At 66.8% G+C, this 14,033-nt stretch carries 12 protein-coding genes; all 12 read right to left on the reverse strand.

The genetic code is table 11. The features are described from left to right. Nucleotides 1-4 precede the first annotated feature (4 nt). The 12 genes from dinB to rpmF all read right to left on the reverse strand — a co-directional run bounded on the left by dinB (nucleotide 5) and on the right by rpmF (nucleotide 13,906). Nucleotides 5-1,039 carry a DNA polymerase IV gene (dinB, locus tag ACAX61_RS08215; protein ID WP_370714950.1) on the reverse strand — a complete coding sequence of 345 codons (1,035 nt, stop codon included), beginning with the start codon at nucleotides 1,037-1,039 and terminating at the stop codon, nucleotides 5-7. 83 nt (nucleotides 1,040-1,122) lie between these two features. Then, on the reverse strand, nucleotides 1,123-2,619 hold the full coding sequence (locus ACAX61_RS08220) for a lipopolysaccharide biosynthesis protein (protein WP_370714278.1): 1,497 nt from the start codon (nucleotides 2,617-2,619) through the stop codon (nucleotides 1,123-1,125). A gap of 105 nt (nucleotides 2,620-2,724) precedes the next feature. Then, nucleotides 2,725-5,472, reverse strand: a complete 2,748-nt coding sequence (gene polA, locus ACAX61_RS08225; protein ID WP_370714279.1) for a DNA polymerase I — start codon at nucleotides 5,470-5,472, stop codon at nucleotides 2,725-2,727. A 40-nt stretch (nucleotides 5,473-5,512) separates the two neighbouring features. Next, nucleotides 5,513-7,084, reverse strand: a complete 1,572-nt coding sequence (purH, locus tag ACAX61_RS08230) for a bifunctional phosphoribosylaminoimidazolecarboxamide formyltransferase/IMP cyclohydrolase (RefSeq protein ID WP_370714280.1) — start codon at nucleotides 7,082-7,084, stop codon at nucleotides 5,513-5,515. 46 nt (nucleotides 7,085-7,130) lie between these two features. Beyond that, nucleotides 7,131-8,864 (reverse strand): heparinase II/III family protein, encoded by a 1,734-nt coding sequence (locus ACAX61_RS08235; RefSeq protein WP_370714281.1) that lies wholly within the window; start codon nucleotides 8,862-8,864, stop codon nucleotides 7,131-7,133. Beyond that, nucleotides 8,861-9,523 carry a ribulose-phosphate 3-epimerase gene (gene rpe, locus ACAX61_RS08240; protein ID WP_370714282.1) on the reverse strand — a complete coding sequence of 221 codons (663 nt, stop codon included), beginning with the start codon at nucleotides 9,521-9,523 and terminating at the stop codon, nucleotides 8,861-8,863. The genes ACAX61_RS08235 and rpe overlap by 4 nt, the downstream gene beginning before the upstream one ends. Nucleotides 9,524-9,567: 44 nt before the next feature. Further along, a complete protein-coding gene (locus tag ACAX61_RS08245) occupies nucleotides 9,568-10,839 on the reverse strand; it encodes an RsmB/NOP family class I SAM-dependent RNA methyltransferase (RefSeq protein ID WP_370714283.1) in 1,272 nt (423 codons plus the stop codon). 77 nt (nucleotides 10,840-10,916) lie between these two features. After that, entirely contained in the window at nucleotides 10,917-11,294 is a 378-nt protein-coding gene (locus ACAX61_RS08250; protein ID WP_370714284.1) for a MerR family transcriptional regulator, read from the reverse strand. A gap of 11 nt (nucleotides 11,295-11,305) precedes the next feature. Then, nucleotides 11,306-11,605, reverse strand: coding sequence for an integration host factor subunit alpha (locus ACAX61_RS08255; protein ID WP_370714285.1), 300 nt, complete (start codon nucleotides 11,603-11,605; stop codon nucleotides 11,306-11,308). 92 nt (nucleotides 11,606-11,697) lie between these two features. Next, nucleotides 11,698-12,660, reverse strand: a complete 963-nt coding sequence (locus ACAX61_RS08260) for a beta-ketoacyl-ACP synthase III (protein WP_370714286.1) — start codon at nucleotides 12,658-12,660, stop codon at nucleotides 11,698-11,700. Beyond that, complete coding sequence (plsX, locus tag ACAX61_RS08265) at nucleotides 12,657-13,688, reverse strand: phosphate acyltransferase PlsX (protein WP_370714287.1); 1,032 nt, start codon at nucleotides 13,686-13,688, stop codon at nucleotides 12,657-12,659. The genes ACAX61_RS08260 and plsX overlap by 4 nt, the downstream gene beginning before the upstream one ends. 38 nt (nucleotides 13,689-13,726) lie before the next feature. Further along, nucleotides 13,727-13,906, reverse strand: a complete 180-nt coding sequence (rpmF, locus tag ACAX61_RS08270) for a 50S ribosomal protein L32 (protein ID WP_370714288.1) — start codon at nucleotides 13,904-13,906, stop codon at nucleotides 13,727-13,729. Nucleotides 13,907-14,033: the final 127 nt, after the last annotated feature.

A 14,033-nucleotide genomic window follows, 5' to 3' on the forward strand; every position in this document is an offset into this window, starting at 1 on the left:
GCGATCAGTCGAACAGCGAGGGCGCATCGTCGCCCTCGCCTTCGCCAAAGTTCGAAACCGTCACACCCACCAGCCGCAGTCCGCGCTCAAGCGGATAGAGCGTGGCGATCAATGCGCGGGCGGTCGCGTGGAGTTGTTCGCGGCTTCGCACCGGCGCGGGGGTGGTGCGGCTGCGCGTGACCTGTCGAAAGTCGCTGTAGCGCGCCTTTACCGTCACCGTGCGTCCCCATGTCTCACGCGAGACGCACCAGTCCCACACCTCGTCCGCCTGCCCGATCAGTTCCGCCTCGATCGCCGCGGGGTCGGTCAGGTCGCGTGAGAAGGTCGTCTCGCTGCCTGACGATTTGCGGTTGCGGTTGGGATTGACGGGCCGGTCATCCTGCCCGCGCGCGATCCGGTGATACCATTCGGCGGAACTGCCGAAATTGGCGACCAGAAACGCCATCGGGCGATCGCGCAGGTCGGCCCCGGTGTGGATGCCCAGCCGCTTCATCTTGGCCGCCGTCACCGGGCCGACGCCGTGAAACCGCTCGACCGGCAATCCGGCCACCCAGTCGGCGCCCATATCGGGTGTCACCGCGAATTGCCCGTCGGGCTTGCGATGGTCGGATGCCAGCTTGGCGAGAAACTTGTTGTACGAAATGCCCGCCGACGCGGTCAGCCCTGTCTCCTCACGAATTCGCGCGCGGATCTCGCGCGCGGTGGCCCAGGCGGTTTCGATGCCGCGCCTGTTGTGCGTCACGTCCAGATAGGCCTCGTCCAGCGACAGCGGCTGGATCAAGTCGGTATAGTCGGCGAAGATGCCGTGGATCTGGCGGCTGACGGCGCGGTACACTTCGAAGCGCGGCCGCACGAAGATCAGGTCGGGACAGCGACGAATGGCCGTGACCGACGGCAACGCGGATCGCACGCCGAATGCCCGTGCCTCATAGCTTGCCGCCGCGACCACGCCGCGCGCCGCACCGTGCCCGACCGCCACCGGGCGTCCGCGCAATTCGGGCGCATCGCGCTGTTCGACCGACGCGAAAAAGGCGTCCATGTCGACATGGATGATCTTGCGAACGGGGGGCGCTTCGTCGTTCACCGCCGCTCCTATAGCGGCATGCGAACATCAAGGGAACATCAGGCGGATGTGCGATGGAACAGCGCCCGATCCTCTTGCTTGAACGCCCAGCGCCAGATGATGGCGCAATAGACCAGCAGCATCGTCGGAATGCCGATCATCAGCTCGGCCCATTCCAGTTCGGGCGGCAACTGGACAAAGGCCCAGCCGACGATCGAGGTTGCCAGCACCGCCCACACGAACGGCCAGCGCCATGCCGATACCGGCGCGCCTAACAGCCGCGCGGCCAGCCACGCCTTCACCACCGATCCCAGCGCCAGCGACATCGCCAGCGCGACTGCGGGCATCGCCGCTGCCCAGCCTTCAGGCCAGGCCAGCGAACGCGCGACGAACAACAGGGCAAAGGTCAGGGCCACCTGCACCCCGATGATCGCGATCGACACCATCAGGTTGCGATGGCGCGCGATATAGACCAGCCCCGATTCAGCGACCGCGCCATTGGCGGCCAGCACTTCGGCCACCAGCAGGAAGCACAGCGCCCCGGCCCCGGCGACGAATTCGGGGCCGACAACCCCCATCACGCCCTCTGCCGGAATGCCGCCGATCAGTGCCAGCCCCGCCTGTGCCGCCATGATCCAGAAACCCACCTGGCGGATTTGTGCCGCCACCGCCGCACGATCATTCACCGCCAGCCGCGCGGTGATGACGGGGCCGAGCACGGGATCGAAACTGGTCTTCAGCTTTTGCGGCAGCGATGCGACCTGCTGCGCCATGTAATAGATGCCGACCACGGTGGGCGGGAACACCAGGCCCAGGATGAAGCGGTCGACATTGCGCGTGCCCCATTCGATGGCATCCGCACCGGCCAGCGGCGCATTGGCGCGCGCCAGTGCGAACATCGGCGTCAGATGCGGGCGCCAGCCCGTAGGCAGGCCATAGCTGCGGATAAAGGGCACCAGGCTGGCGATCAGCGCCGCGATCATCGACAGGACATAGGCGATGATCAGCCCGTCACGCGCCGAGACATAGGAAAGCAGCCACGCCGCGATGCTGATCGTCCACGGCTCCACCACCGCGCGCGCCGTTACCGCCGCCTTGACGTTCAGGCGATAGGCCAGCGCCGCCAGCGAAATGTCGGAACAGGCAACGGCGAACACCACCAGCGGCAACAGGCGCTCGAACCCGATCACCTCGCTGTTGGGGTACATGATCTGCGGAAAGACGAACAGCACGGCACTGGCGATCAGCGACAGGATCAGCGCCACCGCGATCGCATCCCACACGACATGCGCGTGCGGTCGGTCGGTCTTTGCCAGCGCCTGCGCCAGTCCGCGCTTCAACCCCAGCGTTGCGAGCAGCGCAGCGAGTTCGACCACCAGCACCGCGATGGCGAACCGGCCGACGATTTCGGGGCCGTAGACGCGGCCCGCGATGAACAGGAACGGCAACCGCGCCGCCAGCCGCAGCACGAATCCCAACACATTCGTGCGCCCGCCTTTCGCCAGCGCAGCGATATCGTCGTCGGGGCGAGCGGGGTCGGGGGTGGTGGCTGTCACGGTCGCCCGCGTCTAGGCGAAAGCATCGAAACGCCAAAGCCCTGTTGCAGCGATTGCGTTACCGATGCGACAAACGCGCAACGCTTTGGCCCCGCCGCGCCCGCATCAATGCGCCGCGCCCCAGCTTGGCCCCACGCCGATCTCGACCGCCAGCGGCACCGTCAGCTTGACCAGCGGTTCGGCGGCCGTCGCCATTACCCGCTCGATCACCGGCCGCGCTGTCTCCACATCGCCAGCGGGCAATTCGAACACCAGCTCGTCATGCACCTGCATCAGCATCCGAACATCGGGCAACCCAGCCTCGATCAGTGCCGGGCCCATGCGCGTCATCGCACGCTTGATGATGTCGGCGCTGGTACCCTGAATCGGTGCGTTGATGGCGGCGCGTTCGCTGCCGGCCCGCTCATTGGGGTTCGACGCGCGGATCCGGGGGAAATGCGTCTTTCGCCCGAACAGCGTCGTCGTATATCCGCGCTCCTTGGCCTCGGCCAGCGTATCGGCAATATAGCGATTGATGCCGGGAAAGCGTTCGAAATAGCGGTCGATCATCGACTGCGCTTCGTCCGGTGACACGTCCAGCCGCCCGGCCAGGCCCCAGCGCGAAATGCCATAGAGGATCGCGAAGTTGATCGTCTTGGCCCGCGCGCGCGTGTCGCGGTTCACTTCGCCGAACAATTCGGTGGCAGTGCGGTTGTGGATGTCCTCCCCCGCCGCGAACGCATCGCGAAGCGCGGGCACATCGGCGATGTGTGCGGCCAGCCTCAGCTCAATCTGCGAATAGTCGGCGGCGAGGATGACATTGCCCGGTTCCGCGACGAAGGCGTCGCGAATCTGGCGACCGATTTCGGTGCGGATAGGAATGTTCTGAAGGTTCGGGTCGGTCGACGACAACCGCCCGGTCTGCGCGCCGGTCAGGCTGTAGCTTGTGTGAACGCGGCCCGTCTGCGGGTTGATCTGCTGTTGCAGCGCGTCGGTATAGGTCGACTTCAGCTTGGACAGCTGACGCCAGTCCAGCACCTTGCGCGCAATCTCCACGCCTTCGCCCGCCAACCGTTCAAGCTCGTTCACATCGGTCGAATAGACGCCCGATTTGCCCTTTCGCCCGCCCTTCAGGCCCAGTTGCACGAACAGCACGTCGCCCAGTTGCTTGGGACTGCCGATGGTGAAGGGGCCGCCGGCAAGGCCGTGAATCTCCGTTTCCAGCGACGCCATCTGCCCGGCGAACTCTTCGGACAGGCGCGACAGCGTGGCGGCGTCGACCTTGACCCCGGCCATTTCCATTTCGGCGATCACGCGCACCAGGGGCCGGTCGACCAGCTCGTAAACGGTGGTCGCTCGCTCATAGGGCAGGCGCGGCTTGAACCGGCGCCACAGGCGTAGCGTCACGTCCGCATCCTCGGCAGCGTAGCGGGTCGCGGCCTTAAGGTCGACTTCGTGGAAGCCCAGCTGCTTCTTGCCCGTGCCGACCACGTCCTTGTACGCGATGCACTGGTGCGACAGATGCGTTGCCGCCAGCTCGTCCATGCCATGCCCGTGCAGCCCGGCGTCAAGGTCGAAGCTCATGACGATGGTATCGTCATAGGGCGCGACCGTGATCCCGCAGCGCGACAGGATGATGAAGTCGTATTTCAGGTTGTGACCGATCTTGAGGACGCTTTCGTCCTCCAGCAGCGGCTTCAGGCGTTCCAGCACCAGCGCACGGTCCAGCTGCACCGGCTTTTCGGCGAACATGTCGCTGCCGCCATGCGCGATCGGGATATAGCACGCCAGATTGGGGTGCAGCGCGATGCTGATGCCGACCAGATCGGCACGCATCGGATCGGTGCCCGTCGTCTCGGTATCGACCGCCATCCAGCCCTGATGCCGCGCCGCGATGATCCAGCGGTCGAGCGCATCTACGTCGGTGACGGTTTCATAGCCGTCGTGATTGCACGGCGGTTCTTCTTCCTGCGCGACCGGCGCGACAGCCGCCGCGACCGGGGCATCGGCGACGGCGGACAGCTTGGCGATCAGCGAGCGGAAGCCGTGATGCTCAAGAAAAGCGCGAAGCGGCGCGTCGGGAATGCCCTGCATCTCCAGCGCGTCGAGCGGGTCGGGCAGCGGCACGTCGCACGACAATTCGACCAGCCGCCGCGACAGCCGCGCCATTTCGGCATGTTCGATCAGGTTGTCGCGCAGCTTGCCCTTTTTCATGTCGGGCGCGGCGGCCAGCACAGATTCGAGGTCGCCATGTTCAAGGATCAGCTTGGCCGCCGTTTTCGGCCCCACGCCGGGGACGCCGGGCACATTGTCGACGCTGTCGCCCATCAGCGCCAGCACGTCGCCCAGCTTTTCGGGGCCGACGCCGAACTTTTCCTCGACATGGGCGCGGCCCAGGCGACGATTGTTCATCGTGTCGTACAAGTCGAGGCTGCCGTCCTCGACCAGCTGCATCAGGTCCTTGTCCGAACTGACGATCGTGACCTGCCACCCTTGCGCCAGCGCGGCCTTGGCATAGCTGGCGATCAGGTCGTCCGCCTCCCACCCCTCTTCCTCGATGCACGGCAGGCTGAAGGCCCGCGTGGCATCGCGGATCATCGGGAATTGCGGGACCAGATCCTCAGGTGGCGGCGGGCGATGCGCCTTGTACTGGTCGTACAGGTCGTTGCGGAACGTCTTGCTGGATTTGTCCAGAATGACGGCCATGTGCGTCGGGCCATCGGCCTTGTGCAGCTCGTCCGCCAGCTTCCACAACATGGTGGTATAGCCGTAAACGGCCCCCACCGGCTCCCCATGCTGGTTGGTGAGCGGCGGGAGCCGGTGATAGGCGCGGAAGATGTAACCCGAACCGTCGACGAGATAGAGATGCGGCATGGCCAAGCGATAGCAGCCCGCTTGGCCATTTGCACCGGGGTCAGTGGCGGAAGTGGCGCATTCCGGTGAAGATCATCGCCAACCCCGCTTCGTCGGCGGCGGCGATCACTTCGTCGTCGCGGATCGAGCCGCCGGGCTGGATCACCGCCGTCGCGCCCGCCTCAACCGCTGCCAGCAGGCCGTCCGCAAAGGGGAAGAACGCGTCCGACGCGACCGCCGAACCGATGGTGCGCGCTTCGGCCCAGCCCGCCTTTTCGGCCGCGTCGCGCGCCTTCCACGCGGCGATGCGCGCCGATTCCAGCCGGTTCATCTGGCCCGCGCCGACACCGGCGGTCGAACCGCCCTTGGCATAGACGATGGCGTTCGACTTGACGTGCTTGGCAACCGTCCAGGCAAAGCGGCAATCGGCCAGTTCCTGCTCGGTCGGCTGACGCTTGGTCACGACCTTGAGGTCGAGGTCGGCCAGCGTGCCACCGTCGCGCGACTGGACCAGCAGGCCCCCGGCAATCGACTTGACCGTCAGGCCGGTGCGCGCCGGATCGGCCAACTCGCCAGTCAGCAGCAGACGCAGGTTCTTCTTGGCCGCGAATACGGCCTTTGCCTCGTCATCGGCATCGGGCGCAGCGACGACTTCGGTAAAGATCTCGGTGATCGCGCGCGCGGTTTCGCCGTCCAGCGGGCGGTTGACCGCGACGATGCCGCCAAATGCCGACACCGTGTCGCAGGCAAAGGCGGCGCGATAGGCGTCGATCAGCGTGTCGGCGCTGGCCACGCCGCACGGATTGGCGTGCTTGACGATGACGACGGTCGGCGGGCCATCGCGAAACTCGCTCACCAGCTCCAGCGCGGCATCGGCGTCGTTGTAATTGTTATAGCTCAGCGCCTTGCCCTGAAGCTGGCTGGCCTGGGCAATGCCATTGGCATGGGCGCCGCGCGGCAGGTACAGCGCCGCCGACTGGTGCGGGTTTTCGCCGTAGCGCAGTTCGTCGGCGCGGGTGAAGGCCAGCGGCAGCGTCGCGGGAAAAGTCGCGCCCTGATCGGCGAAGGCGAACCACTGGGCAATCGCCGAGTCATAAGCGGCGGTGGCGGCATAGGCCTTGGCCGCCAGCGTCCGGCGCTGATCCAGCGTCGTCTCACCGTTTGCCAGCAGCACATAATCGGCCGGATCGGTGACGATCGCCACATAGGCGTGATTTTTCGCCGCCGAACGGACCATCGACGGGCCACCAATGTCGATATTCTCGATCACTTCGTCGCGCTCGGCGCCCTTGGCCACGGTCGCTTCGAAGGGATAGAGATTGACGACCACCAGATCGATCGCGCCGATGCCATGTGCGTCCATCGCCGCCTTGTGCTCGGCATCGTCGCGCACGGCCAGCAGGCCGCCATGCACCATCGGGTGCAGCGTCTTGACGCGACCGTCCATCATTTCCGGAAATCCGGTCAGGTCGGAAATGTCGCGAACGCTCAGGCCCGCGTCGCGCAATGCCTTTGCCGTGCCGCCGGTCGAAACCAGCTCGACACCCTTGGCGGCCAGTGTCTGGCCCAATTCGACGATGCCGGTCTTGTCGGAAACCGAAAGCAGCGCGCGGCGGATCTGGATGGTGCTCATGGCCCGCGCGGTTAGGCGCGGTGGCGCATGGGTGCAAGCCCGTGGTTCAACGTGAGCGGTGAAACGCCCAGCTGACACTCGCTCCGCCCGGCGCCGCCTCGCCCGACAGGACCAGCTGGCTGGTCGCGATGGGACGACCGGCGGCGTTAACCCAGATGCTTTCCTCGATCGTCAGGGCCGCACCCTTTGCCCGGAATTGCCACAGCCGTTGCCCCGGCAGACGCAAGAACGCGGCCTGGCCGTCCGATGTCGGCGCAATCTCGACATCCGGCGCCAGATGGAAACGAATGGCAAAGGGCACCGGATCGCGACTGCGCTTGCGCCCTTCGGGCAACAACATGTCCTCACCGCGCAGATCGCGGCCGTCATTGCCCAGCGCCAGCAACCGGCGATGCTTCAGCCCGAAACGGCGGACATAGCCGTCATGGCTGGCCTCGATCCGGCTGGTGGGTTCGGTTTCCTGGCGGCTCAGCTCCACCTCGGCAACGCCCTTGCCCAGCGTGCCGTCGGCGTTCAGCGCGGTCGAGTTCGAATCGCCCAGCACCAGCGTCGAATGCGCGGCCGTGGTCCTCAGCGCCTCGGTCAGCGCGCCCGGCACCTGCGCCAGCGACGCGCGCGCGCCGCCGCAGTTCACGACGATGCGGCATGGTCCGTCGGACAGCTCGAACGCCAGGGTAGAGGCGCAGCCGCCCTCCACCACCCGCGCGACCGGCGGCGGTGCGGCGTCCATGATCGCCAGCGTGCTGCCCGCCGATAATCGCTGATACCCCCAGTCACGCGACTGACGCAGCGGACGGGTGCGCACGCCGGTCGCCTCGATGGTCTGGACCACCAGTTCGGGGTCCAGCGGTGCACCGCCCTGCCAGCTGGACAGCGACTTGTCGCCGTGACAGCAGCCCAGCAGCGCGCTGACCATGCGCTGCAACCGCTCTGCCACCGTTTCGGGCAGCTCCATGCGGCGCGCGGCATAGGTGCCACGCAGCATCGTAAGTAGCTGGATCGCGTCATACAGGGCCACGGGCGAGCGGCCGATGATGCCGCCATCATCAGTCAGCGACGCGGCAAGCGCGCGTTGAAGGCCGTGTTCGCCAAAGGCGCGGCGCGGGTCGCCGCCAGGGATCATCAGACCGCCCGCAATCACGCCGCACCATGCCGCGATGCGCGCAGCCCCGGCAGGCGCCTTGTCCGCTGTGCGATCCAGGTGACGGGCGCTGCGCGCCAACGCGTGCAGCACGTCAGAGCGGTAAACAAGGTCGGTGGACGACAGGATCAGCGGCGCATGCGCGGTCCAGAACAGGATACGGCGGCCGCACAGGTCGGGACGCCATGCGGGTTCGGACACCGTCTGACCGTAAGCCGCGATCCATTGCCGCATGATCGCTTCGGCAATTGGCGCAGCAACCGCACGGGTCGTCACGCTGGACAGGTCGCGCAACCATGCAAAGGCGTGGAGATGTTCGGCATAGGCACGCGAAAAGCTCGCGCGGTCGAGCCGCAGCGCGGTCAGATCGTGGCTCTCGCCGCGAAAAGCCAGTTGCCCGTCCAGCAGCGCCTGCCCACGATCGACGTCACCGAAAAACGGGTCGTCGGCCACCGTCAGCAATTTGAGCGGATGACGCCCCCTCAGCTTCAGCGTGTGCAGCGGCGTGCGCCATGCCAGCCGCTGAAACCGCTCCGCAATGCGATCCGACAGCGACAGGCCCCGGTCGCCGCCCTGGCGAATCAGCCGCTTGCCTTCTTCGATCCCGTCGGCACCGGGATCGTCCAGCCGATCGGTCAACCGCCCCTCAACGCGCGGATATTGTCGGCATAGGCCGCCGGGCCACCGCGAAAGGCCGCGGTTCCCGCGACCAGTGCATCGGCACCGGCGGCGATGACGCGGGAGGCGTTGGACGGGTCGATGCCGCCATCGACCTCAAGGTCGATCGCCTTGCCCAGCTTGTCGATCATGGTGCGGATCGCCGAAATCTTGCGCAGCTGGCTTTCGATGAAGCGCTGGCCGCCAAAGCCGGGATTGACGCTCATCACCATGACCAGATCGACATCCTCAAGTAGGTAATCCAGCATCTTGGCCGGGGTCGCGGGGTTCAGCACTACCCCCGCGCGCTTGCCCAGCGCCTTGATCCGCTGGATGCTGCGGTGCGCGTGCGGCCCCGCTTCGGGATGGATCGAGATGCAGTCGGCGCCCGCTTCGGCAAAGGCGTCGAGGAACGGGTCCACCGGCTCGATCATCAGATGCACGTCGAACGGCTTGGCACTGTGCGGGCGCAGCGCCTTTACCACCATCGGTCCGATCGTCAGATTGGGGACGAAATGCCCGTCCATGACGTCAATATGGATCCAGTCGGCGCCAGCCGCGTCGATCGCGCGGACTTCTTCGCCCAGCCGTGCAAAATCAGCGGACAGGATCGATGGGGCAATACGGACAGGCTGCTGCATGATCGCGCTTCCTTAAGCAGCGTGCGCGCAGGCGGCAACGCGGATTATGGGCGACGACGCAGGCGTGCGATGAAGAACCCGTCCAGCCGCCCGCTATCGGCCAGCATGGTGGGCAGGGTGCGAAGCTTCCCGTCGTCGCGCGGCGTTACACCGGCGGGCAGTTGATCGCCCGTGATCGGCTCCACGACGAAATCGTCGCGGGCCGACAGGAATGTCGCCAGCTGCCCCTCACCCTCAACCGGCTCCAGCGAGCAGACGGCATAGACAAGTTGCCCGCCCGGCCGAACCCAATCGGCGGCGCGCGACAGGATCGTGGCCTGAAGCGCAGCGGTTTCGTCAATCAGGCGCGGGTGCGCGCGGTGCAGCACATCGGGGTGGCGACGGAAAATGCCGGTCGCGCTGCACGGCGCGTCGATCAGCACCGCATCGGCTGGCGCATCGGGGCGCCAGCGCGTGACGTCGGCGGCGACCAGTTCGGCGCTCAGACCCGTGCGCGACAGATTCTCGCGCAGGCGGATCAGCCGCTGTTCGGCAATGTCGACAGCCGTCACCGACCAGCCCGCCGCCGCAAGCTGCATCGTCTTGCCACCCGGCGCCGCGCACAGGTCGAGCGCGGTGCCCGCCCCCGCACCCATCAGCCGCACGGCGATGGTGGCGGCCAGGTCCTGAACCCACCAAGCGCCCTCCGCAAAGCCGGGCAGCGCGGGAACATCGGCACCGGCGGGCAGGCGCACATGGCCCGGCATCAGGCTGATGCCGCCCAGCCGCTCCACCCACTCAGCGGTCGTGCCGGGATCGGCCAGCGTCAGGTCGACCGGCGGCGGTGCGGCAATGGCGGCGCGGGCGGCGTCGACCATCGCCTGACCATGAGCGGCAAGCCAGCGCGCGGCGACTTCGGGCGGCAGGCTGGGCAGGTCGGGCAAAGCCGCCCCACCGCGCATCAGCGCGCCGAACACGCCATGGACCAGTTTGCGCGGCCCGCCATCAACCAGCGGCAGTGCGGTTGCGATGGCGGCATGGGGCGGCGTACCCAGCCGCAATGCCTGAACCAACGCGATCCGCAGCGCAAAGCGCGCCTTGGCATCGTCGGGCAGCCGCTGTCGCGTCGCACCGTCGATCAGCGTGTCGAGATCGGCCAGCCAGCGCAGTGTCTCGGCCGCGATGGCGTGCGCCAGCCCGCGATCGGCGGGCGACAACCCCTCCCCCGCGCGAGCGAGGCCCGCCTCGATCGGCTGTCCGCGACGCAGCACCGCGTCCAGAACGCGCAGCGCGGCGCGGCGCGCTGCCGTGCCGACGGGATCGAATCGAGGGCGCATGGGCGCGCGCGGACGGGTTTGCGAAGTGTTGGCCAAGCCGCGCCTTTAGCGTCCGGCGCGGACGGGGTCGAGAGTCCTCAAGCCGCGTCGCGGTCGAGCGCCGCCGCCAGCAGGTCGCGCAATTCGCGCAACGGCGATGTCTCGGGTTCGGGCGCCTTGACCGGCTTGGGCGCGGCCGGTCCCGCGGCGCGGCGACGGCCGCTCGCCGCCTCACTCGCCAGCAATTGCTGCACACCGCGAATGGTATAGCCCTGCCGGTTCAGCAGATCGTCGATGCGGCGCACCAGCGCCACATCTTCCGGCCGGTAATAACGCCGCTGGCCGGCGCGGGTCAGCGGACGCAGTTCGGGAAAACGCTGCTCCCAATAACGCAGCCGATGCTGCGGCAGGCCCGTTTCCTCGGCCACCTCGCCAATCGTGCGAAAGGCGGTGTCGGCCTTGGCAGGCCCATTCACCGGCAGATCCGTCAGCCGCCTGAGACGATGCGGTCGCGCATCATCTGGCTGGCGCGAAAGGTCAGAACACGGCGCGGCGCGATCGGCACTTCGACGCCCGTCTTGGGATTGCGGCCCACGCGCTCACCCTTGTCGCGCAGAATGAAACTGCCGAAACCGGAGATCTTCACATTTTCGCCGCGCGACAGCGCTTCGCACAGATGAGTGAGAATCTGCTCGACCAGCTTGGACGAATCGGTGCGCGACAGCCCGACTTCGCGATGAAGCGAGTCGGCCAGATCGGCGCGCGTGAGAGTCCCGACAGCTTCCATGCCCCTGCCCTTAAAGCGTTTGTTGAACCTAACCCTATCAGAACGCGGCAAACACGCAACGCCGCTCCTTGGGGGGATGTGCTGCGGCCGTCCTAATAACGGACGACAGCCGCGCCCCAGGTGAAGCCGCCGCCCATCGCTTCCAGCACCAGCAGCTGGCCGCGCTGGATACGTCCGTCGCGGATCGCGGTGTCCAGCGCCAGCGGCACCGATGCGGCCGACGTGTTCGCATGCTGGTCGACCGTCACGACGACGCGTTCGGGCGGCAGCTCCAGCTTGCGCGCGGTTGCGTCGAGGATGCGGGCGTTCGCCTGATGCGGGACGACCCAATCGACATCGGAGGGCTGATGCCCCGTCACGGCCAGCGTTTCGCGCATCACCGCCGCCAGATTGACGACAGCGTGGCGGAAAACCTCCCGCCCCTTCATGCGCAGCTTGCCGACGGTGCCGGTGGTCGAAGGGCCGCCATCGACATAAAGCAGCCCGTTATGGCGGCCATCAGCGTGCAGCCGGACGGCCAGAATGCCCTCATCCTCGGCCTCACGAGCCTCAAGCACCACGGCACCGGCGCCGTCGCCGAACAGGACACAGGTGGTGCGATCTTCCCAGTCGACAATGCGGCTGAATGTCTCCGCCCCGATCACCAGCGCACGCCGATGAGCGCCCGCGCGGATCATCGAGTCGGCGACCTGCAACGCGTAGAGGAAGCCCGAACACACCGCCGCCACGTCGAATGCGACGCAATCGTCGATGCCCAGTGCCGTCTGAACGCGAGTCGCGCTGGCGGGAAAGGTCTGATCCGGTGTGGCGGTCGCCAGCACGATCAGGTCGATCCCCTGAGCATCGATTCCCGCTGCTTCCAGTGCAGCGCGCGCCGCATCGGTGGCGAGGGTGGACGTAGTTTCGTCCTCTGCCGCCAGATGGCGAAACCGGATGCCGGTCCGCTCGACGATCCATTCGTCGCTGGTGTCGACACGCTCGGCCAGTTCGTCGTTGGAGACGCGTCGCCGGGGCAGCGCCGATCCGGTGCCCGCAATTACCGAGCGAATCGTCATGCCGCGCGTGCCTCGATATTGCCCAGATCGTCGCCGATCCGGCGCGTCAGGTCGTCCTCGACCAGCTTGGCCGCCAGTTTCAGCGCATTGGCGATGCCCACGGCATTGGCGCCGCCATGGCTTTTCACCACCAGCCCGTTCAGGCCCAGGAAAACCGCGCCATTATGATTGTTGGGATCCAGATGGTCGCGCAGCAGCTTGGTCGCGGGGCGCGAGATCAGGAAACCGATCTTTGATCGGATCGAGCTGGAAAAGGCGCGGCGCAGCAGGTCCGCGACGAATCGCGCGGTACCCTCAGCCGTTTTAAGCGCGATATTGCCGGTAAACCCGTCGCAGGCGATCACATCGACCTGCCCGCGCGACAGGCGGTCACCCTCGATAAAGCCGGTGAAGTCGAGCGGCAGATGCGCGGCACCGCGCAGACGGGCAGCGGCATCACGGATGATGTCGGTGCCCTTCAGATGTTCGGTACCAATGTTGAGCAGGGCGACACGCGGCTTTTCAAGGTCCAGCGCTGTCCGCGCATAGGCAGCCCCCATCACCGCGAACTGCACCAGGTTGCGAGCATCGCATTCGGTGTTGGCGCCGAGGTCGAGCATCACGGTGTCGTTGGCACCCAGGCTGGGCAGAAGCGCCGCCAGCGCCGGACGGTCGATGCCGGGCATGGTCCGCAGCGACAGCTTCGCCATCGCCATCAGCGCGCCGGTATTTCCGGCGGACACGGCCGCGCCCGCCTGACCCTGCTTCACGGCATCGATGGCAAGACCCATCGACGTGACGCGGGCACGGCGGATCGCGCTGCTCGGCTTGTCATCCGAAGCGACGGTCTCAGCGGCATGCGCAACATCGACGCGACCCGCCAAGGCAGGTCGCGATGCCAGCGCGGCGTTGATCGCCGATTGATCGCCAACCAGCAGGAACGCGAGATCGGACCGCTCCGCAGCGGCGCGCTCGACACCGTCGAGCATGACGGAAAGCCCGCCATCGCCGCCCATCGCATCGACGGCGATCCGGGTGCTGCTCGCCATGTCCTCTCGTCGGTCCCCGTGATTAAGCGGTTTCGTCCTCAGGCCTCGACCGCAACGATCTCACGGCCATTATAATGGCCGCACGACCCGCACAGGATGTGCGGACGCTTGAGTTCGCCGCAATTCGGGCACTCCTGGAACGACTCGACCTTCAGCGCATCGTGCGAACGACGCATGCCGCGCCGCGACGGCGAGGTCTTTCTCTTGGGAACGGCCATCTCGGCACACCTTCTTCGAATCTGTAACGTCGGGGTCGCGATACGCCCACTGCACGGGTCCGGCAAGCGTGCGGATTAGGCACGCATCCTTTCACCGCGAATACCGGGGCTGGTCGCGAAGCGAGCG

Source organism: Sphingomonas sp. IW22, assembly GCF_041321155.1.
Classification (GTDB): Bacteria; Pseudomonadota; Alphaproteobacteria; order Sphingomonadales; family Sphingomonadaceae; genus Sphingomonas.